We start from the raw sequence: 25,204 nt of genomic DNA, 5'->3' as shown, positions 1-25,204 counted from the left end.
TATTTCCTTAAAGTGGCAGGGCAGGAGGGACTCGAACCCACAACACTCGGTTTTGGAGACCGATGCTCTACCATTGGAGCTACTGCCCTATTTTAATAAGCTAACCCTTCTAAAAGGGATTAGCTCTTAAGTTTCACTTCTTTATGAAGCGTATGCTTGTTGCAGCGTGAACAATATTTTTTAGTCTCAAACTTTTCAGTATGAGTCTTGCTGTTCTTAGTTGTTGTGTAGTTTATTTCACTACACTCACTGCATTTAAGTCCTATATTAATTCTCATCTTGGTTTATCCTTAAGACAAGGTGGCTTTGTGCCACCTTTGGTTTAGTGTGTTACTCGATGATTTTAGAAACAACACCTGCACCGACTGTACGTCCACCTTCACGAATAGCGAAGCGAGTACCCTCTTCCAATGCGATAGGTGCAATCAACTCTGCAGTAATTTTAACGTTATCCCCTGGCATAACCATTTCTGTACCTTCTGGAAGAGTAATAGCACCAGTAACGTCAGTTGTACGTACATAGAACTGAGGGCGGTAACCATTGAAGAATGGAGTATGTCGTCCACCTTCCTCTTTAGTAAGTACATAAATTTCAGCTTCAAATTTAGTATGAGGTGTAATAGAACCTGGTTTACAAAGTACCATACCACGCTCAACATCTTCTTTCTTAGTACCACGAAGAAGAACACCACAGTTATCACCAGCTTCACCACACTCCATCTCTTTACGGAACATTTCAACGCCAGTTACTGTAGTTTTTTGAGTTTCACGAATACCAACGATCTCAACTTCATCACCAACGCAAACTTTACCACGCTCTATACGTCCAGTTACAACTGTACCACGTCCAGAAATTGAGAAGACGTCTTCGATTGGCATAAGGAAATCTTTGTCTGTTTCACGCTCTGGAGTTGGGATGTACTCATCAACAGCATCCATAAGCTCAAGAATTTTTTGTCCCCACTCACCAACTGTACCTGCTTTAGCTTCTTCAAGAGCTTTAAGAGCAGAACCAGCAATAACAGGAGTGTCATCACCTGGGAAATCGTATTCGCTAAGAAGTTCGCGAATTTCCATTTCAACAAGTTCAAGAAGCTCTTCATCGTCAACCATGTCAGCTTTGTTCATGAATACAACGATGTATGGAACACCAACCTGTCGAGAAAGAAGAATGTGCTCACGAGTTTGTGGCATTGGACCATCTGCTGCAGAAACAACAAGAATAGCACCGTCCATCTGAGCAGCACCAGTAATCATGTTTTTAACGTAGTCAGCGTGACCTGGGCAGTCAACGTGTGCATAGTGGCGGTTGTCAGTCTCATACTCAACGTGAGAAGTAGCAATAGTAATACCGCGCTCACGCTCTTCTGGTGCATTGTCGATTTGATCATAATCCATCAACTCTGCTTCACCTTTAGTTGCAAGAACAGCAGTAATAGCTGCAGTAAGAGTTGTTTTACCATGGTCAACGTGACCGATAGTACCGATGTTAACGTGCGGCTTGGTTCGTTCGAATTTTTCCTTAGCCATTATGTCCTCCATAAAAGAATTGAAATAGGGTACCTCTGCAAACATTCCATATACTAAATAGAAGGTTTACAGAGGCACCCTGCCGAATTGCGGGTTGAATTATACCAAATTTTTTGTAAAAAAGTGCTTGTGCGCTCCAATACCTTGCTGAACTCCGATAAAATCGGTGCTCGTGGCGTGGAGCCCAGAAGCGGGATTGAACCGCCGACCTCTTCCTTACCAAGGAAGTGCTCTGCCACTGAGCTATCTGGGCAAAAAATAAATATAAAAATATACTAGGAGTGAATATCAGGGTGAATCTAATTGCAAGAATCAAGAATAATATTTCAGCTCCCAGATTCAATGGAGCGGGAAACGGGACTCGAACCCGCGACCCTCAGCTTGGAAGGCTGATGCTCTAGCCAACTGAGCTACTCCCGCATCGCTTTGTGAACATGGTGGTGGGAGGAGGATTCGAACCTCCGAAGGCGAAAGCCAGCAGATTTACAGTCTGCCCTCGTTGGCCACTTGAGTATCCCACCAGTGTCACTCTGGTACAAACACTGACAAAAATAAAATGGAGCCGGTGAAGGGACTCGAACCCCCGACCTGCTGATTACAAATCAGCTGCTCTAGCCAACTGAGCTACACCGGCTTCTTTAAAATTGGAGTGCAATTCTAATATTTTTTTTTTCAAATGTCAAGAGTTTTTGGAAATTTTTTTTAAATTTCTTCATTTTCTATATTTTTATACCGTTTTCTTGTATAACTCTTCTTTCTTTTTGCCTTACGTATAAGATTTGCCTCATGCATAATTTTAGTCTTTAAATCTTCTATCTCTTGATTTTTTTCTTTTAACTCCACAGTCATAGCTATAAATTTTTCAATTTTTTCAAAATAGTCATTATAAAGCTTGACTTTATCACAGCTATTTAGTTTTTCTTGCACTTTATCTATAAATTTTACATAATCTTCATTATCAAACTCTCCATTCATTACAAAATTAACTACTCTGTTAAGATATCTTTCTAACTCTCTTTTGTAACGTGATTGAATATACTTCTCTTTTCTCTTATCCAAAACTCTCCTTTTTTTACAAATAGAAGATTTGAATTAAAATAAATCTTCTATTTGAATAATTGTTTTTGAAAATTTTACCTGACTTTTCTTTCATTTGGATTTACATGATACACTTCTTGCACATTTGTTACATGCCACATATCTCTTACTAAACTCTCTGCTGCTGCATTAAATCCTCTATTTTTTACAATTTCTATATATTTTTCATCTCCAATCTCTTCAGCCAAACTCATTTCATCTTTTAGCGTAAGCTTTCTACACTCTTCTCTTTGAAGATTTGCCAAAAACCAAAACTCTAAAAATTGTGGTGTAAATTTATTTAAAATATTTGATGAAAATGTTTCAAAATCTTTTTCTTTGCTAAGTTCAAATGTATCAATAACAAGAGATATGACTCTTTCCATCTCATCTACAGGTATACTTCTAAAAACTGCTTCCGTAGCTCTTTTGCCATACGTATACTCCCCGCCAAGAAAAATTCTTGCTGCCTTGTCATTCTTGCCAAACTTGTTTGATCTGAGTCCTACAATACCAATGTCTGCATGTTTATGTCTTCCACAACCTTTCATGCATCCAGAAAAGCCAACTTTTATTCCATGCTTTTCCAACTTTTTCTGTGGCAGATAATGTGACTCTTCTTTTATACTCCAATAAGAAAATGGACAATATTCACTACCTGCACAAGCAACTACTGTTGGAGCAACACTTCTTTGCTCAAAAGGAACACTTTTGTCTGGCAGTCCTAAAAGATAAATTTGCTGATCTGTACCAAGTCTAACTTCTAAGCAATTTTTTATAGCAAAGTTTGCTATCTGCTCTACCTCTTCAGCCTCTATCAGACCAAAATTAGTCCGATATCGATAAGCATAACTTCCATCTGCAAGCTCTTCAAAATCATCAAATATTTTTTTATTTAAAAGTAAATTACCACTACTTTGCCAGGATTTTTTGTAAAACTCGGATATTTTTGATTTAAACTCATCCATACCGATACTTTCAATCATATGGAATATACGACTCTGCATCCTCTTTTTACGGGACCCATATTTGTTAAATGCAAATATTACAGCTTCAAAGAAATCAACAACCTCATCAGGCTCTAAAAATATATCTGCTGATTGGGCTGTTTCTGTATTCTTCCCGCCAAAATATACATTAAACCCATAAATATTATTTTTTTGTGCAAGTCCAAAAAATATGTCATTAGAAAAGAAAAGAGAAACATTCTCTCTCATGCCTGTAATTCCTGTCGAAACTCTTCTAGGAAGCAAACCGACAAGATCAGAATTTCTTAGAAAAAAGTCTTGCATCTTTTTAATCAATGGAAAAACTTCTATTTCACAGCTTTTTCCTCTTCCATCAAACACATCAGTAATAACATTTCTTATGTTATCACCAAAAGTCTGCCATGTACTCAATCCATCCATTGCATTAATCTGTTTAAAAACTTCAAGGATATTATCAGGCTCTAACCCATGAAGTTGCATTCCAGATCGTGCTGTCAATATCATCTTAAGATCATGTTTTTTTACAATATCTGCAATAGCTTTAAAGTTTTCAGCATTTATACGCCCTCCTGGTACGCGTACTCGAAGCATAAAGCTCTCTTCTTCCAGCTCACTGTTAAATATCCCAAAATCTTGAAGATAAAAACGGTCACCTTCACCAAGACTCATAAAATCAAGGGTTTCAACCTGTGGAAAGTAGTCATATGGACGCAATGCAGCCTTAAATTGTTCATATTTTTTAAGTGTAAGTTTCATACCTAAATCATCCTATAGAAAAAATTGGATGATTGTACCTAACTTTTATATATAAAGAAATTGATTTTAGTCAGAAAAAGAAGTTGTTTTTGAGGAAATTATAAATACCGCTCATAAGAGCGGTAAAGAGTTATGCGTTAGCACGTCTGCTAAAATTTCTGCCTTCACGACTGCTTCTGCCATTTTGGCTTTGGTTTCCACGATTGCTAAAACTTCTGCGTCTATTCTGGCTTCTGCGCTGTTTGACAGGCTCAGATTTAATTGAAGGATCTGGGTGGAATCCATCAATCATCACCTTCTCTATGGTTCTATTGGTAAGTTTTTCTATTCTATGCAACAAATGTTTCTCATCTATACATACTAATGAATAGGCTTCACCTGCATTTCCTGCACGACCAGTTCTTCCGATACGATGCACATAATCTTCTGCAACTTCAGGAAGATCAAAATTTACTACCTGACCAAGTTTATCAATATCAATACCTCTGGCAGCAACATCAGTTGCAACCAATACACGAACACGACCATCTTTAAAAGCTTTAAGTGCTTTCATACGTGCTGCTTGTGTTTTATTTCCATGGATAGATGTTGATGGCAAACCATCTTGTGCCAATCTTTTAGAAAGCTTATCGGCACCGTGCTTGGTACGAGTAAAGACCAAAACCTGCTGCCAGTTATTTTTACCTATAAGATAAGAAAGAAGATCTGCTTTTTTTGATTTGTCAACAGGATGAACAGTCTGCTTTATACGATCAGCTGTTGTATTGTCTGCAGCTACTTTTATCATTACAGGATCTTGTAAAATAGATTTACTCAATCTCTTTATCTCATCAGAAAATGTTGCTGAGAAAAGAAGACTCTGTTTAAAGTGTGGCAAGTCTGAAATTATTTTCTTGATATCATGTATAAATCCCATATCAAGCATTCTATCTGCTTCATCAAGAACTAGAAACTCTACTTTACTTAAATCAATATGACCCTGATTAACATGGTCAAGCAGACGACCTGGGGTAGCTACAAGAATATCAACGCCATTACGAAGAGTCCTTGTTTGAGGTTGAATATTTACGCCACCATAAATTTCAGCACTTTTTAGTTTCAAATATTTACCGTAAGTTCTTACACTTTGATGTACCTGAGCCGCAAGTTCACGAGTAGGTGTTAATACAAGTGCTCTTACATATCTTTTACCACTAGATTTTTTAAGGCTAAGTTTTTGTAACATTGGAAGTGTAAAAGCTGCTGTTTTACCTGTACCTGTCTGAGCAGCTGCCAAAAGGTCTTTACCATCTAAAATAGCTGGAATTGCTTCTGCTTGAATAGGTGTAGCTTCAGTATAGCCAACTTCTTTAATGGCACGCTCGATTTGTGGGTTTAGGTTTAAAGTCTCAAATGACATATGTTTTCTTTCTGTTTTTACCCGCACAAATATTGAATATCTTGTCCGGTCTCGGGTTTAACAATGTGTTTATTTTGATTGATGAGTAGTCTAAAAGAGGAAAATTTTTTGCAGCACGTTTAGTTTACTCGCTCCGAAGAGCATTTAAAGATAGACCGAAGTATCTTTTGGTTGGTGGAAGTATAGCTGAAGTTTATCTATTTGTAAAGGTAGTAAATTATAATCTTGTTTTTTATCTAGTTAACTGGCAGAGAGGAAGGGATTCGAACCCTCGGTGGCTTGCGCCACACACGCGTTCCAGGCGTGCGCCTTCGACCACTCGGCCACCTCTCTATATATTAAAAGAAAGTTTAGTTTTTGGATAGTTAATGCTGAATTCTTTGCAAAGCTGGCCGGGAGACAGGGATTCGAACCCTGGGAGGTGTGACCCTCAACGGTTTTCAAGACCGCCGCTTTCGACCACTCAGCCATCTCCCGTCAAAGAAGAAGCAGATAATTGGAGGCGACACCCGGATTCGAACCGGGGATCAGGGCTTTGCAGGCCCGTGCCTTACCACTTGGCTATGTCGCCGTATAAAAGATTATGGTGCCCGGGGCCGGACTTGAACCGGCACGAACAAATGTTCGAGGGATTTTAAGTCCCTTGCGTCTACCAATTCCGCCACCCGGGCGGGCATATTAGAACATCTTAAATACGTATCAAAACAGTTTAAATATCATCTTTAAATATCAGATATGATTTAAATTAAAGATGGAGCGGGAGACGGGGGTCGAACCCGCGACCCCAACCTTGGCAAGGTTGTGCTCTACCACTGAGCTACTCCCGCATATTTTTGGGAGTGGTATTATAGCTCAAAAATTTTAAGTTGTAAAGGGTTTTTGCGAAATTTTCTAATTTTTACCTATAAAATCTCCTTTTTACTAAAACAAGTTCTAGCAAAAATTCCTCTTACTAAAGCTTTACTCTTACTAGTAAGAAAGAAACACTCTTGATTTTCATTCTAGTCTGTGATTTTAACTGAAAATCATGAATGTTTCTTTTCTATTAGGCAGATTTAGATACAATTAACAAAACTATTTAGTAAGGAATGTGTATGCGAAGTGATATCATCAAACGTGGTTTTGAACGTGCACCACATAGAAGCCTTTTACGAGCCACAGGGCTTAAAGATGAAGATTTTGATAAACCATTTATCGGTATAGCAAACAGTTACATAGATATTATTCCCGGTCACTTCTTTTTGCAAGAGTATGGTCGAATTGTTAAAGAAGCTATCAGAGAAGCAGGAGGCGTACCGTTTGAGTTTAATACTATAGGTGTTGATGACGGTATTGCAATGGGACACGATGGTATGCTCTACTCTCTTCCAAGCCGTGAACTTATTGCTGATAGTATTGAAACTGTAATGAATGCACATAAATTAGATGCACTCATCTGCATTCCAAACTGTGACAAAATTGTCCCTGGAATGATTATGGGTGCACTTAGAGTAAATGTTCCTACCATCTTTGTATCTGGTGGACCAATGAGAGCCGGACACCTTAAAGATGGTACACCTGTCGATCTTGCTACAGCATTTGAAGCAGTTGGAAAACGTGCCAAAGGTGAAATTTCAGATGAACAGCTTTATGAAATAGAGTGTGAAGCATGTCCAAGCGGCGGTTCTTGCTCTGGTATGTTTACAGCAAACTCTATGAATACACTTTGTGAAGCAATGGGAATTGCACTACCTGGCAACGGAACTGTTCTTGCTATGACTGAAGAGCGTCTTGAGATGGTTCGTACAGCAGCAAAACGCATTGTAGAGATGGCAAAAGCAGAAGGTCCAAATATTCGCGATATTCTAAATGAAAAAGCTATTAACAATGCTTTTGTAGTAGATATGGCAATGGGTGGAAGTACTAACACAGTATTGCATATGATGGCTATTGCAAAAGAGGCTGAAGTTGATTTTGATTTGGCTCGTATAAATGAGCTTAGCGACAGTGTAGCACACATTGCAAAAATCTCTCCATCTCTTTCAACTGTACATATGGAAGACATCAACAAAGCAGGCGGCGTTAATGCTGTAATGAAAGAGATCAGCAAACGTGGAGATGTTTTAAAACTTGATGCAATGACTGTAACAGGTGAAACACTTGGTGAACGCATTAAAGATGCAGAAATAAAAGATACCAATATCATCCACACCATAGACAAACCATACAGTGAAGTTGGTGGTCTCTCTATTCTTTACGGAAACCTTGCTCAAGAAGGAGCAGTCGTTAAGAGTGCTGGAATTGATCCAAATATGCGAAAATTTAGTGGTCCTGCAGTATGTTTTGACAGCCAGCCTGAAGCAATTACAGGTATTATGAGCGGAAAAGTTAAAGAGGGTGATGTTGTAGTTATTCGATATGAAGGACCAAAAGGTGGACCTGGAATGCAAGAGATGCTTGCTCCTACCAGCCTAATTATGGGTATGGGCTTGGGCGATAAAGTAGCACTCATTACTGACGGTCGTTTCAGTGGTGCAACAAGAGGAGCATCCATAGGTCACGTAAGTCCAGAAGCTGCTGAAGGCGGTGTCATAGGTCTTCTTAAAGATGGTGACATCATAGAGATAGATGTTGATGCACACATCCTTCGTGTAAATCTTAGCGATGAAGAGTTGGAAGCAAGACGCAAAGAGTGGAAACCAAAGAAGAAAGATATTCCAGGCAAATGGCTTAAACGATACAGCCTTCTTGTCTCAAATGCCGCTAACGGTGCAGTTTTAAAAACTGAACTCTAATCTATCAGTCCCGGTGATTAAACTCCGGGACAATCTTTTTAAGTGCACCAATTTTGTCATCTGAATTTAAAAGCTCTTCAATATTCTCTCTTAACTTTTCAATAGGATACTCCGTAGGCTTGGCTACATAGATAGACTCATATTTAGTTCTACACTCAGCTTCATCTATTAAAAGTTCCTCATAAAGCTTTTCACCTGGGCGCAAACCTGTAAACTCTATCTCTACTTCACCCTCTTTACCATAAAGACGAATCATCTTTCTAGCCAGATCAACAATTTTAACAGGCTCTCCCATATCTAAAATAAAAAGTTCTCCACCCTTTGCCATTGCACCAGCCTGTAAAACCAACTGACAAGCTTCAGGAATAAGCATAAAATATCTGGTAATTTCTGGATGTGTAACGGTAACTGGTCCACCATTTTGTATCTGCTCTTTAAACTTAGGTACAACACTTCCACTTGAGCCAAGTACATTACCAAAACGTACTGAAACAATCTCTGTTTTACCACTTGGTACATTTTGCGCATAAAGCTCTATTACACGCTTTGTAGCACCCATAATATTTGTAGGTCGAACAGCTTTATCACTTGAAATGTTTACTATCTTTTCAACACCATGTTTTATGCTTATATCTATGACATTTATTGCACCTAAAATATTATTTTTTACTGCTGAATCTATGTTACTTTCACAAAGAGGTACATGTTTATAAGCAGCTGCATGAATTACTATATCTGGCTTTAACTCTTCAAATATACTATCTAGTTTATCTCTCTCCAATACAGAAAGAAGCTTTGGAACTGCTATTTTGCTATCTAAATCTTCACATATTTTATATAGGTTATATTCTGATGATTCGACTAAAATAAGTTGTTTTGCTCCAAATACCTTACACTGCCTAGCAATTTCACTACCAATGCTACCACCTGCTCCTGTTATTAAAACTTTTTTTCCTTTTATAAAAGATTGAATAGCTGATGTATCTAAATCTTTTGGTTTCCTAGCCAACAGATCTTCAATAGCAATATCTTTTAGTTTATCTTCTTTATCTCCTAAAAGTCTTGCTATTTTAATCTCTTTAATTCCAAGCTCACTTAACATTTCAAATAGATTATCAAGCTCTTTCGATGAGTAATCTTCCGTTATAATCACACTATTCACTTTAAATGTATCGATCAATGTTTTTAGTTTGTCAAAACCATGGATTTTTATATTTGATAAATATGTTCCAACCATTTTATCTTTATCAGTAATAATCCCCACAGGATAATAATCTATTTCATTACTTAGAAAGCTTTTAATAAGATTGGATGCTTTAGAGTTTACACCTATTATCAATGCCCGTTTTAATCCAGGTTTGCGTTTTGTTTCAAGTAAAAGACGCTTAGAGATTCTAAATCCACCAACCAATATTGCAGATATAAAAAAATCAATTAAAATAACACTTCTTGGAAAAGGTACTTGAACAAATGGCAAAAATAGAATTGCAAAAATCAGATTACCCATAAATATAGCAAATATCAGTTTTTTTGCTTCTGTAAGAGAGAAAAAACGCCACACCACATGGTATATCTTCAAAAGATATAACATTAATAACTTTAATCCAATTAACAATGGAAGAGCATTATAAAATCCAACATAAAACTCAGATGAGATATAAAACCCAAGTCTAAATAGGTAAGATAAATAAAAGCTCAATGCAAAAAGTAGTATATCTGCAAAAATAAAAAATATTGTACGCTTCAATATTGATGGTGTTAAAAGTTTTTCAATGAGCATTTAAGACCTTGGTGTCAAAAGCTTTTTTTCTATCTATATAAAGTACTATAAAATATAATAGTACTATATACAAAACTGAAACAAGAGGAATAAAAATAGTATTATATGTTATTAAAATAAGTAATAAACCAATTAAATTTATACTCATTGCAAGCACTACCGTCTTTTGATGAGAAAACCCAGCTTGAACAATTCTTTGATAAGCATGTTTTTTATGTGGCTTAGAAAGTTGCTCTTTATTTTTAAATCTTCTATAGATAGTTAGAGTAGCATCAAACCAAAATACTCCTAATAGTACCAGCCAAATCCACATAGAACCTGATTCATTAGAAAAGTAAATTGTAAAAACAGCAAAAACAAATCCTAAAAATGCACTTCCAACATCACCCATAAAAATAGAAGCTTTTTGCCAATTAAATATTAAAAACCCTAAAACTGTAGCAGCTAAAACAAGTAGTATCTCTGAGTTAAAAAAGAGATATGCCCCTAAAGAGACAAAAATAGCTTGAGATGCAGCATACCCATCAATTCCATCAAGAAAATTGTAAAGATTTGTAAGCCATATAATAGCTAAAAGGAATAATGGTGCTAATAAATACCCCTCAACCCTAAAAAAATAGAAATCAAGAACAAGATGTTCTTTTAATGCAAATAGTGCCAAACAAGTAGAAACAAACTGTACAGCTAATCTGGTTTTAGCACTTAAAGATACAACATCATCTATCAAACTTACTATTACAATAGGCAATGCCGCAAGTAATGCATAAAATAGAGCTGGATCAATGCTATTAATCATATAAAAATAGAGTAATGCTCCATAAAATGAGATAACAATTGCTAAACCTCCTCCTCTTGGAGTAGGCACAGTATGAGAACTACGCTCATTTGGAATGTCCAGCAACTTCTTTTTAAGTGCAAAATGACGCATTAACAGTGTTAATAGTGCAGAAAATATAAAAACTATGATTTCAACCATTAATGTTACACCATATCATTGACATTTATGATCCTAAATTTTTAATTTATATACTTTTGCAAATGGACTTAAAATAATTGGTTCATATAAATCTTTGTCATAATTTTCCAAAACATAAAGTTGTATATATGTTGAATTAAACATCTTTTTATCAAGTACTAAAAAACGATTATAACTCTTCATAAAAATAACATATATAGGAGAGGTTGGATCTATATTTTGAATATGCTTCTGTAATTTACCAGAACGATCATACTCTGTGACTATAAATGAGTTCAACATTAAAACTTTTCTTCCTATTTGAATCTTTCCTCCATTTTTTATTATTTTTATACCATTGCCTAAATCTATTATATTTCCCAAATCTCTAAATCTCTGAGTTTTATAAAAAAAGTTTTGTGGTAATCTTTTTCCTGTAACTAAGTCCAAGTTTGAAAATAGATTGACAGTTGGAAATATATTTAACATTCTATCTGGAAGATAAAGATAAATATCTCTGGTTTTTTCAGGAAGTTTAAAATTCTTAGAATGTAGTGAATTTAAAAATTGATTGATATCATTAAATTTGTAATCTTTCATCTCTTGAATTAAATTTGATGAAAAATGCTCTTTTTCTCTTCTTTCTGTATACTCAACATCCAATCTAGCCATATTAGCAGCACTGACTTGATCTTTAGTTAGAATAAAACTAACTGGAAAATTCAGATCACCACTATGCAAACCACCATCAATTAAAGTATTTACATTTGAATAAAACCTTATTGGATAACCATAGTCCCACCAAGTTACTACATAATCATCTTTTTTTGCTATTTGACCTAATTTATCTAAAACCTTAACCTCTTGTTTATTAAATACTGTTGGAACTTTATACTGCTCTATATGCTTTATATTTGGATATAAAGCATATAGAATTGCAATAGAAATAAATATTCCTTTAATATATTTTAATGTAGTTTCATTATATATAAACGATTCAAATATTTTTGAAGATACTAATACAAAATATGAAAAACCAAATGCCATAATTGGAACTGCATAAACTGTAAATCTTAAACCTGCTTTTAAAGCAATAAATCCTAAACCGACCATAGGTAATGTTAAAATCATAATAGGGTATCTTATTAATAATAAAACATATCCAATAAGTGATAAAATAAATGTAATAGTATGACCACTTATACGATTTGCAAATACTTCAAATGGTATTTGTCCAGCTTCACGAACAGTTTGTGTTACAGCAAAATAGTGTAATTTCAAATTTTCTAAATCTGAGGCTACTGCTTCCCTAAATACATATAATTTCAAATTTGTTAATATAGGATTAAATCCTCCTGTAAATAATACCAATAAAAATGCAATAGCTAAGATATACAAACTATATGCTAATATTTTATCTTTTAAATAGTATGTTGCTAGATAGATACCAGAAATTAATAATACTTTTAACAAAATTGGAATACTTGCCATTGAAAAAAGCAATAGAGCAATAAATAGAAAGTTTAGTCTGTTTTTTCTATCTTTAAATAATATATAAATAGCAAAAATACCAACTAAAGCCAATATTAAAGAGTAGCTAGCACTATACCAATACTGATAAAGTATAATTGATATTATGCTAATAAGAGTATATTTAATATGTTGCTGTTTTATTGACAACATAAATCCAAGAATAATAAACATAGGAAAAACAATATTTAGCATATCAGTATCATAATATCCGACCATTGTCCTATTGTAATAACTCCAAGTTATACTAGACAATAGTGCGGCAATACCACCTAAATAAGTATTTCCTAAAGTTCGACCAATTAATACCATTGGTATAACAAGAAGAGAACTTAGAAAAGCTGGCATATACAATATTATAGTTTCTAAACTAAATGGTAAAATTTTTGTTAAAAAAGCAGTTAACTTTGATACAAAGGTATCAGTAGGAGATCTACTATCTGTCAAATCATTATTGAGTATATCTCTTGCACCTTCAGCAAAATAGTAACCATCATTAGTGTTAATCATTAATTCATTATTCCATTTAAATGAATCCATATCACTAAATTGATATACCCATATCATTCTGCATGCAACACTAAAAACAAATATTCCCAATATCATTAATAGTGTAGCTTTTTTAGAAAGCTTATACTCACCAATATCCAAAAGTTTCATAAGATTATCCTCTCAAATTTTTATATATAGTAGATTTTAACCAGCTTGGAGACATAAACAATATAAAATGCAAAACTGCATATATATACCCTTTAATTCCAAATGAAAAAACCTTTGTTGCTATTATTTTTAACTGCATAACCTCAACTGCTCTTTTGAAGTTTTTTCTTCTTGAAAAAAAATCATCACTAGTACGAACTTTTACCAATACTTCCTGTATATTATAAAATAATACTCCTTGAGCTAAAGCCCTAATCCAAAGATCTAAATCTTCATTTAACTTAGATGTATCATATAAACCTACTTTATGAAAAAAATCTGCTCTTAAAAAAGTTGTTACGTGAGCTATTGGATTTCTTTTTGCAAGATGGGCTATTATTTCACTATTCTTTTCGGGATATTTAATAATTTGTGATGAACCATCATCTATATTAAACTCTTCTATCCATCCACCGCAAACATCTATTTGAGGATTTTCTTCCATAAATTTATACTGTTTTTCTATTCTATCTATCATACATATATCATCACTATCCATTCTGACAATATATTTATACTGACCAGTTTCTAAAACAATATTGACTAACTCATTAAGTGAATATGCAAACCCTTTATTCTCTTCTCTTTTACCCAAATAAACTATTTTAGAACTATTTTTTAAATTATCTAAGTAACTATATAAATCAGATTTAATTTTACCATCTAACTGAACAAAAATATCAAAATTTTTTAAAGTCTGTTTTTCTAAACTTTCAAACATCTGCTTAAATTGTTCAAAAGTATCATTTTTATATACACAAATAATTACTGCTATTTCATTCATTTATATTCCTATTTAAATAACTTAACTAAATTTTTTATTTTTTTTAAATCAATTAAAGTTGCAAAAAATGATATCCAATAATAAAGATCTCTTCTACTAAAATATTTCATAGCAATTTTAGGTTCAAAATTCATAAGAAGAATTAATCCAATCTTTTTTCTTAAATCAATATTATTATTAACTTCATCTTTTAAATTATTAACTACTTCATTATTTTCAAACTCATAAGCAACTACCCCAGCATATATTGACTGTTCTTCAATCTTTTGTTTGCTAATCGACTTATTATGAACTCTGAGCTTATAAAGAGATTCTTTTAAATTTGCAATCTTATAGTGCCTCGCAATTTTTGTCCATAATCTGTAATCTTGTGAATACTTAAAGTTTTCATCATAATATAATATATTTCCTAAAAGCTTTCTATTTAACATAACACTGCCATGAGCAATACAATTTCTAGTACAAAATGTTTTTCGAATTTCACTGTCACTATATTTGGTTTTATTTTTTTCTATAAAATTTCCATATTGATCAATTTTTATTATATTTGTACCAACAAGAGCAAACTCTTTATTTTCTACCAAAAATTTAACTTGTTCTTTCAGTCTATTTTTACAACTTATATCATCTGCGTCCATTCTTGCAATGAAGTCACCATTTGATTTTTTTATAGCTATATTTAAAGACTTTGTTAACCCCTTATTTTTCTGATCTATTACTACTATTCTATTATCTTTTTTTGCATACTCATTTATTACATTTAAACTACTGTCACTAGATCCATCATTGACTATGATAAACTCAAAGTTTTTGTAAGATTGATTAAGTATAGACTCTATAGACTCATTTAAAAACTTGCTGTCATTATAAACTGACATTATTACAGATACTAAAGGCTCACTCATTACATAACTTTTTAAATATATCTTGTTCTTTTGCAACTACATTATGCAGTGTAAAATTTTTATCAATAAACTCCTTTGCTAATAACCTCATTTTTACTTCTTCATCAGGTGTTAAAGAGAGAGCTTTTATAAAAGCTTCTCTAATATCATTAGAGGATGTAGATAATGCCAATATACCATTTCCTTCTGTTATAACTTCATTTATTCCACTTACATTAGTACCTATACAAATACAACCACAGGCCATACCTTCAATCAAAGATTTTGGCATTCCCTCATGTATTGAAACAAGTGCAAAATATTTTGCTTTATTTAAAATTTCTGGCAATAAACTGTTAGAAATATTTCCTAATAGTCTAACATTATAATTATTTTCTTTTATAAAACTTTCTAGTTTATTTTTCAATGGTCCTGAACCATAAATATCTAAAGGTAAATCTACACTATGTATAGCCTCTATTAAATTAAAAATATTTTTTTCTTCTGAAAGCCTGCCAACAAATACTACTTTCTTTTCTCTTTGTTTGTTAAAATCATAAAATCTATTTCTATCTATAAAGTTATATATCACTTCAATTTTTTTAGTATCTATACTATATTTATTTACAAGATATCTTACATTATGGTTACTTGATACAATAGCTTTATCACAGTTATTATATGCAAACTTTTCAACAAGTTCTATACATTTCCTAATAATAATATTAAATCTTTTAAGATTATTTTCCAATTGTGACATCGTGTACCCGGTACGATAAAGCAACTTTTTGCCATATATTTTTTTAGATATAACTGCAGTCCAACTACCATCTGTTTGATTTGTCTTTAAGATATTAGACTTTTGTAACTCCTTTCTATAGATAAAAGGTAAAAAAAAACTATATAAATAACTACCAATTTTAGTAATATTAAAAACCTTTGGCATTTCAAATACTTCTATATTTTTATGAAGTCTATTTTCACTTTTTAATCTATTCGCTAGCTTCCTATCTTCACTTCCATATGTAAACCAATAAACTTTATCTAAATTACCTTGTTTTAAGTGCTCTTCATAAATAAGCTTTTCTCTTTCAAACAACCCTTGTTTAAGCCACTGCTCAAGCGATACACCCCTTGTAAAAAATAGAGACAACGTCATGTTCTAAATTCCTTAAACCCTAACTCATTATCTATGCCCAATATTTGTGAAACTATAGCAATTCCCCATAAGAACAGTACAGTTCCGTGTATATCTGCTTCATTTAAACCTCTTGTTATCTTAGCCCCATAATACCTCTCGTTAGCATTAAAAGGAAAAAAACTAAAACCACCTTCTTCTTTTTTATAATGAGCTTTATATTTTACAAGTCTGTCTAATGCAAATTTTTCTATCTCATTTTGTCTATAATCTCTACCAAGCAGTTTACTAGCATAGTTTAAAACCAGAATAATGTTAAAGTTATCACAAGCATGCTCATCATTTGTAGCTTTTAGGCAAGTATCTACTAACTCTTTTGCATAATCAAATGTTACTTTATCAACTGCTATTAATCCTGTAATAATTTTCATAGCACCATTTACTATAAATCTATCTGACTGTTTACCTTTGTACCATCCTCCATCATCTGGATGTCTTAATTTATCTATCCAGTTTATTGCATATCTAGTTAGACTTTCAAACTCTTCATCTGTAATTAAATTTACTTTTTTAGCAAGTCTATAAAAAAACATTAGATGAGAAAAATGACTGCCAGCACCCCATGGCTCATACCAATTTAGATTAGATAAATAAGTATCTATTTCATTTTCATCTTTAGGTATATCTATATTAATCTTTTTAGGCAACTCATCATAAAGCATTAAAGCACTATAAGATTGTCTAGTTTCTGCTCTTTTATATTGTTCATTAAACAGATTTGCAAAATTCTTATGTTTTATAGAAGATAATAAGTTTCTAGCGAACCCTTTTTTAAATATAAAATCATCATATATTTGACTATCTTTATGATAAAACGATTTTATATAATTTGCTACTTCTTCAATTTCTCGATTCTTACTAACTCCTAAAGTATAATAAATTTTTAAAGCAAATACGCTGCTTCCTACATTCCAATGTATTGAATCATCATATAAATCACCGCTATAAGAGTATTTGTAGTACCCTTTTACTTTTTTACTTTTTTGGTGCTCTAAAAAGTCTAAAACTTCATCTTTTAATGTATAGATCCAATTTAATTCTTTCATCTAAAAAACCTACTTATTATTCCTTTTATTTTTTCATTTATTTTCCAAAGTATTAAAGTTTTTTTGATAACTAAATTATCAACTAAACTAAATTTTTTTGGCTTGTAGTTTCCAGTTTGTTGCTCTTTATAAATCATTTCCAAAAACTCATAATACATTTTACCTACTTCATCAATAGTTGGTAAGTTAATATTATTTTGGTAGTTTTCATAATTATTTACAATTTTTTCTATAGATTTTAAAATCTCTTCTTTAGTATCAAAAACTTCTCCACCTTTGCCTATGATCTCTGGATGTCCTCCATCATTTAGACCTATAGCTGGCAATCCACAATGCAATGCTTCAATAAGTGAATTGGAACAAGGATCTTTTTGTGAAGCAGTTATAAAAATATCGTGCTGCTTTAACTCTAATGCTAAATTTTCACTATTCATTGGTTTTTTATAAACTATATTTTTAAACTCAACTGGGCTATTCCCCACAAAAGTCATCTCATACTTTGAAAAATCAAGATTTTCATCTAACCATTTATAAGTTTTAAATCCTTTTTTCCAATTATTAGACCAACTTGTAGCAATTATTTTTATTTTTCTGTTTTTATTAAAAGGGATTTTGTTATTTTTATTAAAAATATTAGGATTTGGAGCATTTAAAATAGTAGTTTCAAAGTTATTTTTTTCTAATCCTAATCTATAATTTTGATCTTTACTCCAGTTTGATTGAAAGATTGTACCATCACAAATTGAGTAATTAAATTTATAAAATGAAGTATCTATTTCTAAGTCTTTATTCCTAATTAGAAAAACAGGACCATCTATACGATTTATTACAATTAAATTTGGGTTTTGTTTTTTTAATTTATATACTTTAGATAATAATAATAACAGTAACGCTGATGGACTAGAGTTAAAAAGTATAATATCTGCCTTATTCTCATCTTCTGTATATGCATTTAATGATATAAAATAATTTTTTATTGCCTTTAAAAATTGGTTAGCTCCACCCCAAGGACCATCAACAAATGGATACAATATATGTATTTTCATTCAATTGCCTTTAAAATATTTTCTACTCTATTTTTAAAATTATCAAAACTGTAAAATTGATGTACTTTATGATTAAACTCTATATTATTATCAATCACATTATTTATTAATTTTACAGCTTCATAGCTATCTTTGTAGATAGCTTTATTATCTAATAAGTCCTTAGCGAATCCAACATCTGTAGAAATAATATTTGTTTGACATAAAACTGCTTCTGGAACTGCTTTAGGCCCTCCTTCAGATTTAGAAGATACAATATATAAATCTATCAAATTATACAAATATGGCATATCTTCAATATTTAAAGCATTTACCAATAAATCATCTTGATTTTTGTCAATATAATCTTCATTACCAATAAAAAAATAAGGTATGTTGAACTCTTTACATTTTTTAATTATATAATGTCTTCTTGGCCCAGCTAAAAGTAATAAATATTTATCTTTATCAAGCTTATTAAGAATTTCAAGCAATAAATCAGGATTTTTTTGCCATTTTGGTTTCATTAAATCAGTGCCTAAACTATCCCGCTGAAAACTTCCAATTAATAACTTATCTTTTATTGTTTCATACTTAATATTGAACTTTTTTGCCAATTCATACTTTGAAAAATTCAATTTCTTAAAGATTGTTTCGTCTACATAGAAAGGATTAAAGAACAATTGTTCTTCTTTAACTCCTAATTCAAATAATTGATCTTTTTGAAAACTATTCGCATATACAAATATATCTGCTAAACTTAAAATACTTTTTATCTCTTTTTGTTGATGAGCTAAATCATTTGTTATGCAAGCAATAACTCTTTTTTTAAAAAAAAGATTAAATATTCTAAATTTATAACTTAATAATTGATTCCACCAAACTGCATATATGATATCAGCTTTAAAAATATTATCTACAACTTCGTATCCATCAATATATTTTATAGCTTTAATAGTATATTGTCTATCTTTATCTATTGACCAACCAGTACTGTCACTTCCTAAAACATATACTTTTTTACTTTTTTGCTTCAATATAATATCCTGTAGTTATAGTAGTACTTTTATAACTATACTTATTATCTAACCACATAAATATTTTTGCTATTAGTGGCATAATAAGTTTATTTATCACTCTATTTTTTAAAGCATTTCTATTTTTTGATGCCATACCAAGAGATACATATAAAAGATCATAAATTACAGCAAATATGCTGCCCATTGGTATTATTACAATTTCTTTAAAACCAAGCTTTTTCATCTCATTTTCAAGTTTATAATCTGTCCATCTTTGAAAATCATAAGGATCTGCATGTTTAGAATATAAAAATGGCATAGTTATAACTATTTTGCCATTTTCCTTTAAAACTCTTTTACACTCTTTTAATACCTCTATTGGATTTTCTATATGTTCTAATACTTCAGCCAATAAAACAATATCAAAACTTTCATCTTCAACAGGAATATCATCTGCACTGCATAAATAATCTGGGTTAGTAGATTTATCAATATTCAAATACTTCCAACTATCAACTTTATCTAATGGTGGTCTGAACTTTCCTCTTTTATTCTCTTTTTTGCCACCAACATCTAAAACTTTTCCATAAAACTGTGTATGCAATAAGAGGTCATCTAAATAGTATCTGCGAAAGGTTATAAAACTCACTTACTTACCTTTGATACACTATATTGAAGCATTAAATATTTAAATCGACTATTAAACCCATAAAAAGGATTATATACAAAAGAAATTATGTTCATTATTACCCTAGCCCATTGCTTATTGAAATATTTAGCTTGATATATCTCTTCTAAAGCTAACGGATGTGAATAGTAATATTTTGTATTTTTAAACTTTTGTTCTATGACTTTCTTATATTCATCCTGAAACCACTCTATTATATGTTCTTTATCAAGAGGGTATTCTGTATATTTAATAGGTGTACTGATTACAACTATACCATTATTCTTTACAACTCTATTTATCTCAGATAAATACTTTGGTACATCTTCAAGATGTTCAATAACATCTGATGATATTACTATGTCAAAGCTATTATCTTCAAATGGTAGTTCATATGCACTACCTTGTCTAAAATCAATATGAAAACTTTTTGTTTTTTCTTTTGCAAACTCAATTGCTATATCAGAATAGTCAATTCCAAATACAATTGCTCCTTCTTTTGCAAAAAAGTATGACAAAACTCCATCTCCACATCCTATATCTAAAACCTTTTTTTTATTTAAATTTCCACATTCACTTTTTGCTAACCTTAACATATTTTTGTATCTAGCTATTACAAATGAATTACGTTTTATAGGATGTATACCTATTTGTTCCCAGTGATATGCTCCTCTAGTTTTATATTTTTGGAACTCTTTATTAATTTTAATACCCAAATCTATTCCTTTCAATAGAGTTTATTAAATTCTATAGTTACTAATATAAATCTTATTGTTTCTACAATTAAAATTGAAGCAATTGCTCCTAAAACACCATATAATGGGATTAAAACTGATACTAATACAATTTTTAATGTATTTGAAATATTATTAATTTTATTAAACACATTTGTATATTTACTTAGAGCCATACTACTCATTTTCATATTTTCAATAAATTTAAAGACTAATGGAATAGAAAGTAACTGTATAATCATAATTGAATCTTCATATTTAGGAAAAAAATTTATAATTATTATTTCTGCCATAAAATATATTGCAACATAAAGAAGTATTCCAGCTATCCACATAATATATTGGTACTTTTTTATCATTGATTTATAATGTTCAAAACCTTTTGAAGCCCAAAAATTTAATGTAGGTATTAAAATAACTTTAACATTATCTTTTATTACTTTAGGAAATAGCTGTCCAATAGTAAAAATAGCTAATGAATTTATATCTAAAACTCCTAATATAACTTTTTCTGACCAGTTAGCTAAAATATTATAAGATGAAGAGAGTGTAGTTAAAAATCCTTCTTTTATTATAAAGTGTTTATCAAATATATTATTACTTATTTCTAAATATCTTTGACTGTATAAAATTCTTCCTATTAATATTGCAATACTTGCTGCTGTAAAAACAATTATATAAGTTTCTATACTAAAATTAATCTCAATAGCAATTAATACTATTATTAATATAAAAACTTTTGTGTATAGATTTAAATATCTTAACTGCTTAAATTTTAATTTAGAATTTAAAATAGCATTTGTCTTATCAAATATTCCGATACTCGTAATGATAGCCGCATAGAAAATTAATTCTCTATTTTTCTCTAAAAAAAAATAGATCGCAATTGAAATAATAGTCAATAAAATTAATGAAAAAGGCATAACATTCTTTAGTAAATATTTTACTATATAGTCATTTCTTTTAAATATCTGTTTTTGAATAGTTATATCAAACCCTGATAAATAAAATATAGTAAAAACCCCAACTAAAGTTAATAAATATTGTAATTTTCCAAAATCCTCAATTGAAAAATAATTTGATAAGAGAAAAGTTGTAAAAATCCCTATAGAAGTACTTACTAATGAAAAAAATAAAAAATATATATTCTCTTTTTTTAACATACTATTTCAACTTCTCATTATTAATTATTTTATAGCAAATATTTATCCACTCTCTCTTTTCTTTAAAACCTATATATTTACGAATCAATCTTGAAACTAATGGTATTTTAAACCACCATTTATTATTATATTTAGCAACTCCACCACTACTACCTCTTCCAAAATGACAACATATCAACTTATTATTTTCTGTATAATATTCAGCACAATATATACTTTTAAATGGTCCATTTTGAAATTCTTTTGTATTTTTTGCATAAAAAAGTTTTGATTTATATCCTGCATTTAAATATTTTGGCTTCCATTGCCAACAAGTATCTTTATCTGTTAAATTCTCAGGCATACAGGAAATATTCAATAACTTATAAGTTTTTGTTTCAAAAAATACTGCAAACTGAAAAGGAAAATCATTAGGCTTATGTCCTACTCCCTTGACTGATGCCATTTGAGTACCTATTACTTTAACTTTATCATTTAACTCATTAATACAATATTCATCCCAATTTTTCATTAAAAAAGTACAATCACTATCTAAAATTACAAAATATTTTGTATCTACCATATTTATTAAAATATCTAATGCTTCAGCATGAGCATATGAAGCTTCTTTTCTTTTTGAAACTCTATAATTAACTTTAAGATATTTTTTTTCTTTTTCTAATTTTTTTAACTCTAAAATATCATTTTTATTTGAACCATTATCATTGATAATAACTTTAAATGAATTTTTTATTAAATTTTCAATTGAAAATAAATTCAATTTTATAAAATCTACAGTATTATAGTTAGTTATTAAAATTGTTATTAATGGTTCATCAATTTTCACTTTTTAAACCTTCTGATCATTTATTACAACAAGATAATCTCAAATATTCATTGAGACAATATCTAAATTTAGTACATATCTATTTTAAAGTAAATTAACTAAGAACCTTCAAGTCCTGTTCTATTATAAATTCTGCCAAATAATTCTTGAATTACCATACTTTCCAAGGTGCCTGTTTTGATTCCCAGAGCTTTTGAAGTTGCATTTTGTCTCTTAAGGTATCCATGGGTTTCCAAAAACCTTTATGTTTATAAGTATAGATCTCTCCATCTTTTGCCAAGTTTTGTAAAGGTGACTGCTCAAACACTGTACTGTCTCCCTCTGTAATATAGTCAAATACCTTTGGCTCACAAACAAAAAAACCTGCATTTATCCATCCACCATCACCTTTTGGTTTTTCTAGGAAGTTTGTTACTTGATTTTTTTCATCTATATTTAATGCTCCAAATCTTCCTTCTGGCTGAGCTGATGTCATTGTCATTGCTTTACCATGTGATTTATGAAATTCAACAAGCTTTTTAATATCTATATCTGCCACACCGTCACCATATGTAAGCATAAATGGCTCATCACCTACAAAGTTTTGTGCTCGTTTTATTCTTCCTCCAGTCATTGTTTCTAAGCCAGTATCTAAAAGTGTTACTTTCCAAGGTTCACTTGAGTTGTTTAAAACTTCCATTTTACCAGTAGCAATGTCAATAGTAACATCACTCTGATGAAGAAAATAGTTTGCAAAATACTCTTTTATATAATACCCTTTATAGCCAAGAAGAATTACAAACTCATTAAAGCCATAGTAAGAATATATCTTCATTATATGCCATAAAATTGGCTTTCCACCTATCTCTACCATCGGCTTTGGGCGTATATCTGTCTCTTCGCTTAGTCTTGTTCCAAAACCACCTGCTAATAGTAGTACTTTCATAATCTAACTATAACCTTTCATTAAAATAATTCAATGTACTTTTAATATCATAAATAACTAAAGAATCTTTTATATTATGGTTTAAATTTTGAATCATATCATCTAACTCTTTAAACTCATTATGAGCCACTGCAAGCACAATTGCATTATAATCTTCTATCTTACAGCTTCCATTTTCTAATAAATCTAAGCCATACTCATCTTTAACCTCTTTAGCATCTGCCCAAGGGTCGTGTACATCTACATTGCAACCAAACTCTTGAAGCTCTCTTATGACATCTATTACTCTACTGTTTCTAATATCTGGGCAATTCTCTTTAAATGTTATTCCAAGTACCAATACTTTGGAGCCTTTTATAGTGTGTCCTTTATGGATCATAAGTTTTACAACTTTGTTTGCTACGTGTACTCCCATATTGTCATTTATTCTTCTACCTGCTAGGATGACTTCTGGGTGATAGCCTACCTCTTTTGCTTTGTATGTTAGATAGTATGGATCAACTCCTATGCAGTGACCACCAACTAGTCCCGGTTTGAAAGGTAAGAAGTTCCATTTTGTTCCTGCAGCTTTTAAGACATCGTGTGTATCTATGCCCAGTTTATCAAATATAAGGGCCAGTTCATTTACGAATGCTATGTTTATATCTCGTTGAGCATTCTCTATAACTTTAGCAGCTTCTGCTACTTTTATGCTTGGTGCTAAATGGGTTCCTGCTGTGATTACACTTTTATATAGTTCATCAATATATTTTGCAACTTCTGGAGTTGATCCAGATGTCACTTTTAGGATTTTTGTAACTGTGTGTTCTTTATCTCCTGGGTTAATTCGTTCAGGTGAGTATCCACAAAAGAAGTCTTCATTAAATTTCAATCTACTTACTTTTTCTAAAACAGGTACACAATCTTCTTCTGTAGCTCCTGGATAGACAGTTGATTCATAGATTACAATATCACCTTTTTTCAGAACTTTTCCTATGGTTTCACTAGCTTTAAGTAGTGGTGTAAGGTCTGGGGTTTTATGTTCATCTATTGGGGTTGGGACGGTTACTATGTAGATATTGCAATTTTTAATATCTTCAATTTTGTTTGTAAACTCCATTCCATTAGAGATAGCTTCTTTAACTTGCTCTTCACTTAACTCTAAAGTTCTGTCATAACCATTTTTAAGTTCATCTATTCTGCTTTGAGCAATATCGAAACCTACTACTTTGTATTTAATGCTGAATGCATGGGCAAGAGGAAGACCTACGTAGCCTAGGCCTATTATTGCTATTTTTGGATTTTTTATATTGAAAATTTGATTATTCATATTTTATTCCTCATATTATTTCAATAATAGTAAACTTTTATTTTCATCTTATAGATTATACTTGTTTTAACATCAAAGATCATATAAATTTTTGTTTATATTAAAAAATAATAGAAGAAAAATAGAAAATTAGAA

21 protein-coding genes and 10 tRNA genes are annotated in these 25,204 nt (G+C 31.2%); 1 reads left to right on the top strand and 30 read right to left on the bottom strand.

Annotated features, from left to right (window positions below; all coding sequences use genetic code 11):
* Positions 1 to 13: 13 nt before the first annotated feature.
* From BM227_RS01275 to BM227_RS01205, 15 genes are all read right to left on the bottom strand, one after another.
* A tRNA-Trp gene (locus BM227_RS01275) sits at positions 14 to 89 on the bottom strand.
* Between the two features lie 30 nt (positions 90 to 119).
* Entirely contained in the window at positions 120 to 278 is a 159-nt protein-coding gene (gene rpmG, locus BM227_RS01270) for a 50S ribosomal protein L33 (RefSeq protein WP_092910251.1), read from the bottom strand.
* A gap of 52 nt (positions 279 to 330) precedes the next feature.
* Positions 331 to 1,530: an elongation factor Tu gene (gene tuf / locus BM227_RS01265; protein WP_092910249.1), complete on the bottom strand. Its 1,200-nt coding sequence runs from the start codon at positions 1,528 to 1,530 to the stop codon at positions 331 to 333.
* A gap of 178 nt (positions 1,531 to 1,708) precedes the next feature.
* Positions 1,709 to 1,783: transfer RNA gene (locus BM227_RS01260), tRNA-Thr, on the bottom strand.
* Between the two features lie 90 nt (positions 1,784 to 1,873).
* Positions 1,874 to 1,950 (bottom strand) — tRNA-Gly (locus BM227_RS01255).
* 15 nt (positions 1,951 to 1,965) lie between these two features.
* A tRNA-Tyr gene (locus BM227_RS01250) sits at positions 1,966 to 2,051 on the bottom strand.
* Positions 2,052 to 2,087: 36 nt separating this feature from the next.
* Positions 2,088 to 2,164, bottom strand: a tRNA-Thr gene (locus BM227_RS01245).
* A 68-nt stretch (positions 2,165 to 2,232) separates the two neighbouring features.
* Positions 2,233 to 2,589 (bottom strand): hypothetical protein, encoded by a 357-nt coding sequence (locus tag BM227_RS01240; RefSeq protein ID WP_092910246.1) that lies wholly within the window; start codon positions 2,587 to 2,589, stop codon positions 2,233 to 2,235.
* 74 nt (positions 2,590 to 2,663) lie between these two features.
* Entirely contained in the window at positions 2,664 to 4,352 is a 1,689-nt protein-coding gene (locus BM227_RS01235; protein ID WP_092910243.1) for a nitrite/sulfite reductase, read from the bottom strand.
* A 130-nt stretch (positions 4,353 to 4,482) separates the two neighbouring features.
* Positions 4,483 to 5,751, bottom strand: coding sequence for a DEAD/DEAH box helicase (locus BM227_RS01230; RefSeq protein WP_092910240.1), 1,269 nt, complete (start codon positions 5,749 to 5,751; stop codon positions 4,483 to 4,485).
* A 245-nt stretch (positions 5,752 to 5,996) separates the two neighbouring features.
* A tRNA-Ser gene (locus BM227_RS01225) sits at positions 5,997 to 6,084 on the bottom strand.
* 56 nt (positions 6,085 to 6,140) lie between these two features.
* A tRNA-Ser gene (locus BM227_RS01220) sits at positions 6,141 to 6,228 on the bottom strand.
* A 20-nt stretch (positions 6,229 to 6,248) separates the two neighbouring features.
* A tRNA-Cys gene (locus BM227_RS01215) sits at positions 6,249 to 6,322 on the bottom strand.
* A 13-nt stretch (positions 6,323 to 6,335) separates the two neighbouring features.
* Positions 6,336 to 6,422: transfer RNA gene (locus tag BM227_RS01210), tRNA-Leu, on the bottom strand.
* An 81-nt stretch (positions 6,423 to 6,503) separates the two neighbouring features.
* Positions 6,504 to 6,578: transfer RNA gene (locus BM227_RS01205), tRNA-Gly, on the bottom strand.
* A gap of 267 nt (positions 6,579 to 6,845) precedes the next feature.
* Between BM227_RS01205 and ilvD the strand changes: the two genes are divergently transcribed.
* On the top strand, positions 6,846 to 8,525 hold the full coding sequence (gene ilvD / locus BM227_RS01200) for a dihydroxy-acid dehydratase (RefSeq protein WP_092910237.1): 1,680 nt from the start codon (positions 6,846 to 6,848) through the stop codon (positions 8,523 to 8,525).
* A gap of 4 nt (positions 8,526 to 8,529) precedes the next feature.
* Here ilvD and BM227_RS01195 read toward each other — a convergent pair whose 3' ends face one another.
* From BM227_RS01195 to tviB, 15 genes are all read right to left on the bottom strand, one after another.
* On the bottom strand, positions 8,530 to 10,305 hold the full coding sequence (locus tag BM227_RS01195; protein ID WP_092910234.1) for a polysaccharide biosynthesis protein: 1,776 nt from the start codon (positions 10,303 to 10,305) through the stop codon (positions 8,530 to 8,532).
* Positions 10,295 to 11,281, bottom strand: a complete 987-nt coding sequence (locus BM227_RS01190; RefSeq protein ID WP_092910231.1) for an MraY family glycosyltransferase — start codon at positions 11,279 to 11,281, stop codon at positions 10,295 to 10,297. The genes BM227_RS01195 and BM227_RS01190 overlap by 11 nt, the downstream gene beginning before the upstream one ends.
* Positions 11,282 to 11,314: 33 nt before the next feature.
* The gene (locus BM227_RS01185) at positions 11,315 to 13,450 is read right to left on the bottom strand and encodes an STT3 domain-containing protein (RefSeq protein WP_092910229.1); all 2,136 of its coding nucleotides are present in this window, start codon (positions 13,448 to 13,450) and stop codon (positions 11,315 to 11,317) included.
* A gap of 4 nt (positions 13,451 to 13,454) precedes the next feature.
* Positions 13,455 to 14,273, bottom strand: a complete 819-nt coding sequence (locus tag BM227_RS01180; RefSeq protein ID WP_092910226.1) for a glycosyltransferase — start codon at positions 14,271 to 14,273, stop codon at positions 13,455 to 13,457.
* A gap of 8 nt (positions 14,274 to 14,281) precedes the next feature.
* Positions 14,282 to 15,178 (bottom strand): glycosyltransferase family 2 protein, encoded by an 897-nt coding sequence (locus tag BM227_RS01175; protein WP_143089671.1) that lies wholly within the window; start codon positions 15,176 to 15,178, stop codon positions 14,282 to 14,284.
* Positions 15,171 to 16,316, bottom strand: a complete 1,146-nt coding sequence (locus BM227_RS01170) for a glycosyltransferase (protein ID WP_092910220.1) — start codon at positions 16,314 to 16,316, stop codon at positions 15,171 to 15,173. The genes BM227_RS01175 and BM227_RS01170 overlap by 8 nt, the downstream gene beginning before the upstream one ends.
* Complete coding sequence (locus tag BM227_RS01165; protein ID WP_092910217.1) at positions 16,313 to 17,401, bottom strand: hypothetical protein; 1,089 nt, start codon at positions 17,399 to 17,401, stop codon at positions 16,313 to 16,315. The genes BM227_RS01170 and BM227_RS01165 overlap by 4 nt, the downstream gene beginning before the upstream one ends.
* Positions 17,398 to 18,447, bottom strand: a complete 1,050-nt coding sequence (locus BM227_RS01160; protein ID WP_092910214.1) for a glycosyltransferase — start codon at positions 18,445 to 18,447, stop codon at positions 17,398 to 17,400. Before BM227_RS01160 ends, BM227_RS01165 begins: the two co-directional genes overlap by 4 nt.
* On the bottom strand, positions 18,444 to 19,463 hold the full coding sequence (locus tag BM227_RS01155; protein ID WP_092910212.1) for a glycosyltransferase: 1,020 nt from the start codon (positions 19,461 to 19,463) through the stop codon (positions 18,444 to 18,446). Before BM227_RS01155 ends, BM227_RS01160 begins: the two co-directional genes overlap by 4 nt.
* Positions 19,447 to 20,094 carry a class I SAM-dependent methyltransferase gene (locus BM227_RS01150; RefSeq protein WP_092910209.1) on the bottom strand — a complete coding sequence of 216 codons (648 nt, stop codon included), beginning with the start codon at positions 20,092 to 20,094 and terminating at the stop codon, positions 19,447 to 19,449. The genes BM227_RS01155 and BM227_RS01150 overlap by 17 nt, the downstream gene beginning before the upstream one ends.
* Positions 20,091 to 20,828: a class I SAM-dependent methyltransferase gene (locus BM227_RS01145; protein WP_218147897.1), complete on the bottom strand. Its 738-nt coding sequence runs from the start codon at positions 20,826 to 20,828 to the stop codon at positions 20,091 to 20,093. Before BM227_RS01145 ends, BM227_RS01150 begins: the two co-directional genes overlap by 4 nt.
* A gap of 11 nt (positions 20,829 to 20,839) precedes the next feature.
* Complete coding sequence (locus tag BM227_RS01140; RefSeq protein WP_092910206.1) at positions 20,840 to 22,009, bottom strand: oligosaccharide flippase family protein; 1,170 nt, start codon at positions 22,007 to 22,009, stop codon at positions 20,840 to 20,842.
* 1 nt (position 22,010) lies between these two features.
* Positions 22,011 to 22,835 (bottom strand): glycosyltransferase, encoded by an 825-nt coding sequence (locus tag BM227_RS01135; protein WP_092910203.1) that lies wholly within the window; start codon positions 22,833 to 22,835, stop codon positions 22,011 to 22,013.
* Positions 22,836 to 22,986: 151 nt separating this feature from the next.
* A complete protein-coding gene (gene rfbF / locus BM227_RS01130; RefSeq protein ID WP_092910200.1) occupies positions 22,987 to 23,760 on the bottom strand; it encodes a glucose-1-phosphate cytidylyltransferase in 774 nt (257 codons plus the stop codon).
* A 7-nt stretch (positions 23,761 to 23,767) separates the two neighbouring features.
* Entirely contained in the window at positions 23,768 to 25,069 is a 1,302-nt protein-coding gene (tviB, locus tag BM227_RS01125; protein WP_092910197.1) for a Vi polysaccharide biosynthesis UDP-N-acetylglucosamine C-6 dehydrogenase TviB, read from the bottom strand.
* Between the last annotated feature and the right edge of the window lie 135 nt (positions 25,070 to 25,204).

The organism is Hydrogenimonas thermophila (genome assembly GCF_900115615.1).
Taxonomy (GTDB): domain Bacteria; phylum Campylobacterota; class Campylobacteria; order Campylobacterales; family Hydrogenimonadaceae; genus Hydrogenimonas; species Hydrogenimonas thermophila.
Note: the sequence above shows the minus strand (reverse complement) of the source record. Positions and strands in the feature narration are given on the sequence as shown.

Excerpts from the sequence above, each read along its gene's own strand:
- rpmG (WP_092910251.1), bottom strand. The coding sequence starts at position 278 with ATGAGAATTAATATAGGACTTAAATGCAGTGAGTGTAGTGAAATAAAC.
- tuf (WP_092910249.1), bottom strand. The coding sequence starts at position 1,530 with ATGGCTAAGGAAAAATTCGAACGAACCAAGCCGCACGTTAACATCGGT.
- BM227_RS01235 (WP_092910243.1), bottom strand. The coding sequence starts at position 4,352 with ATGAAACTTACACTTAAAAAATATGAACAATTTAAGGCTGCATTGCGT.
- BM227_RS01230 (WP_092910240.1), bottom strand. The coding sequence starts at position 5,751 with ATGTCATTTGAGACTTTAAACCTAAACCCACAAATCGAGCGTGCCATT.
- ilvD (WP_092910237.1), top strand. The coding sequence starts at position 6,846 with ATGCGAAGTGATATCATCAAACGTGGTTTTGAACGTGCACCACATAGA.
- BM227_RS01195 (WP_092910234.1), bottom strand. The coding sequence starts at position 10,305 with ATGCTCATTGAAAAACTTTTAACACCATCAATATTGAAGCGTACAATA.
- BM227_RS01190 (WP_092910231.1), bottom strand. The coding sequence starts at position 11,281 with ATGGTTGAAATCATAGTTTTTATATTTTCTGCACTATTAACACTGTTA.
- BM227_RS01185 (WP_092910229.1), bottom strand. The coding sequence starts at position 13,450 with ATGAAACTTTTGGATATTGGTGAGTATAAGCTTTCTAAAAAAGCTACA.
- BM227_RS01180 (WP_092910226.1), bottom strand. The coding sequence starts at position 14,273 with ATGAATGAAATAGCAGTAATTATTTGTGTATATAAAAATGATACTTTT.
- BM227_RS01175 (WP_143089671.1), bottom strand. The coding sequence starts at position 15,178 with ATGAGTGAGCCTTTAGTATCTGTAATAATGTCAGTTTATAATGACAGC.
- BM227_RS01170 (WP_092910220.1), bottom strand. The coding sequence starts at position 16,316 with ATGACGTTGTCTCTATTTTTTACAAGGGGTGTATCGCTTGAGCAGTGG.
- BM227_RS01165 (WP_092910217.1), bottom strand. The coding sequence starts at position 17,401 with ATGAAAGAATTAAATTGGATCTATACATTAAAAGATGAAGTTTTAGAC.
- BM227_RS01160 (WP_092910214.1), bottom strand. The coding sequence starts at position 18,447 with ATGAAAATACATATATTGTATCCATTTGTTGATGGTCCTTGGGGTGGA.
- BM227_RS01140 (WP_092910206.1), bottom strand. The coding sequence starts at position 22,009 with ATGTTAAAAAAAGAGAATATATATTTTTTATTTTTTTCATTAGTAAGT.
- rfbF (WP_092910200.1), bottom strand. The coding sequence starts at position 23,760 with ATGAAAGTACTACTATTAGCAGGTGGTTTTGGAACAAGACTAAGCGAA.
- tviB (WP_092910197.1), bottom strand. The coding sequence starts at position 25,069 with ATGAATAATCAAATTTTCAATATAAAAAATCCAAAAATAGCAATAATA.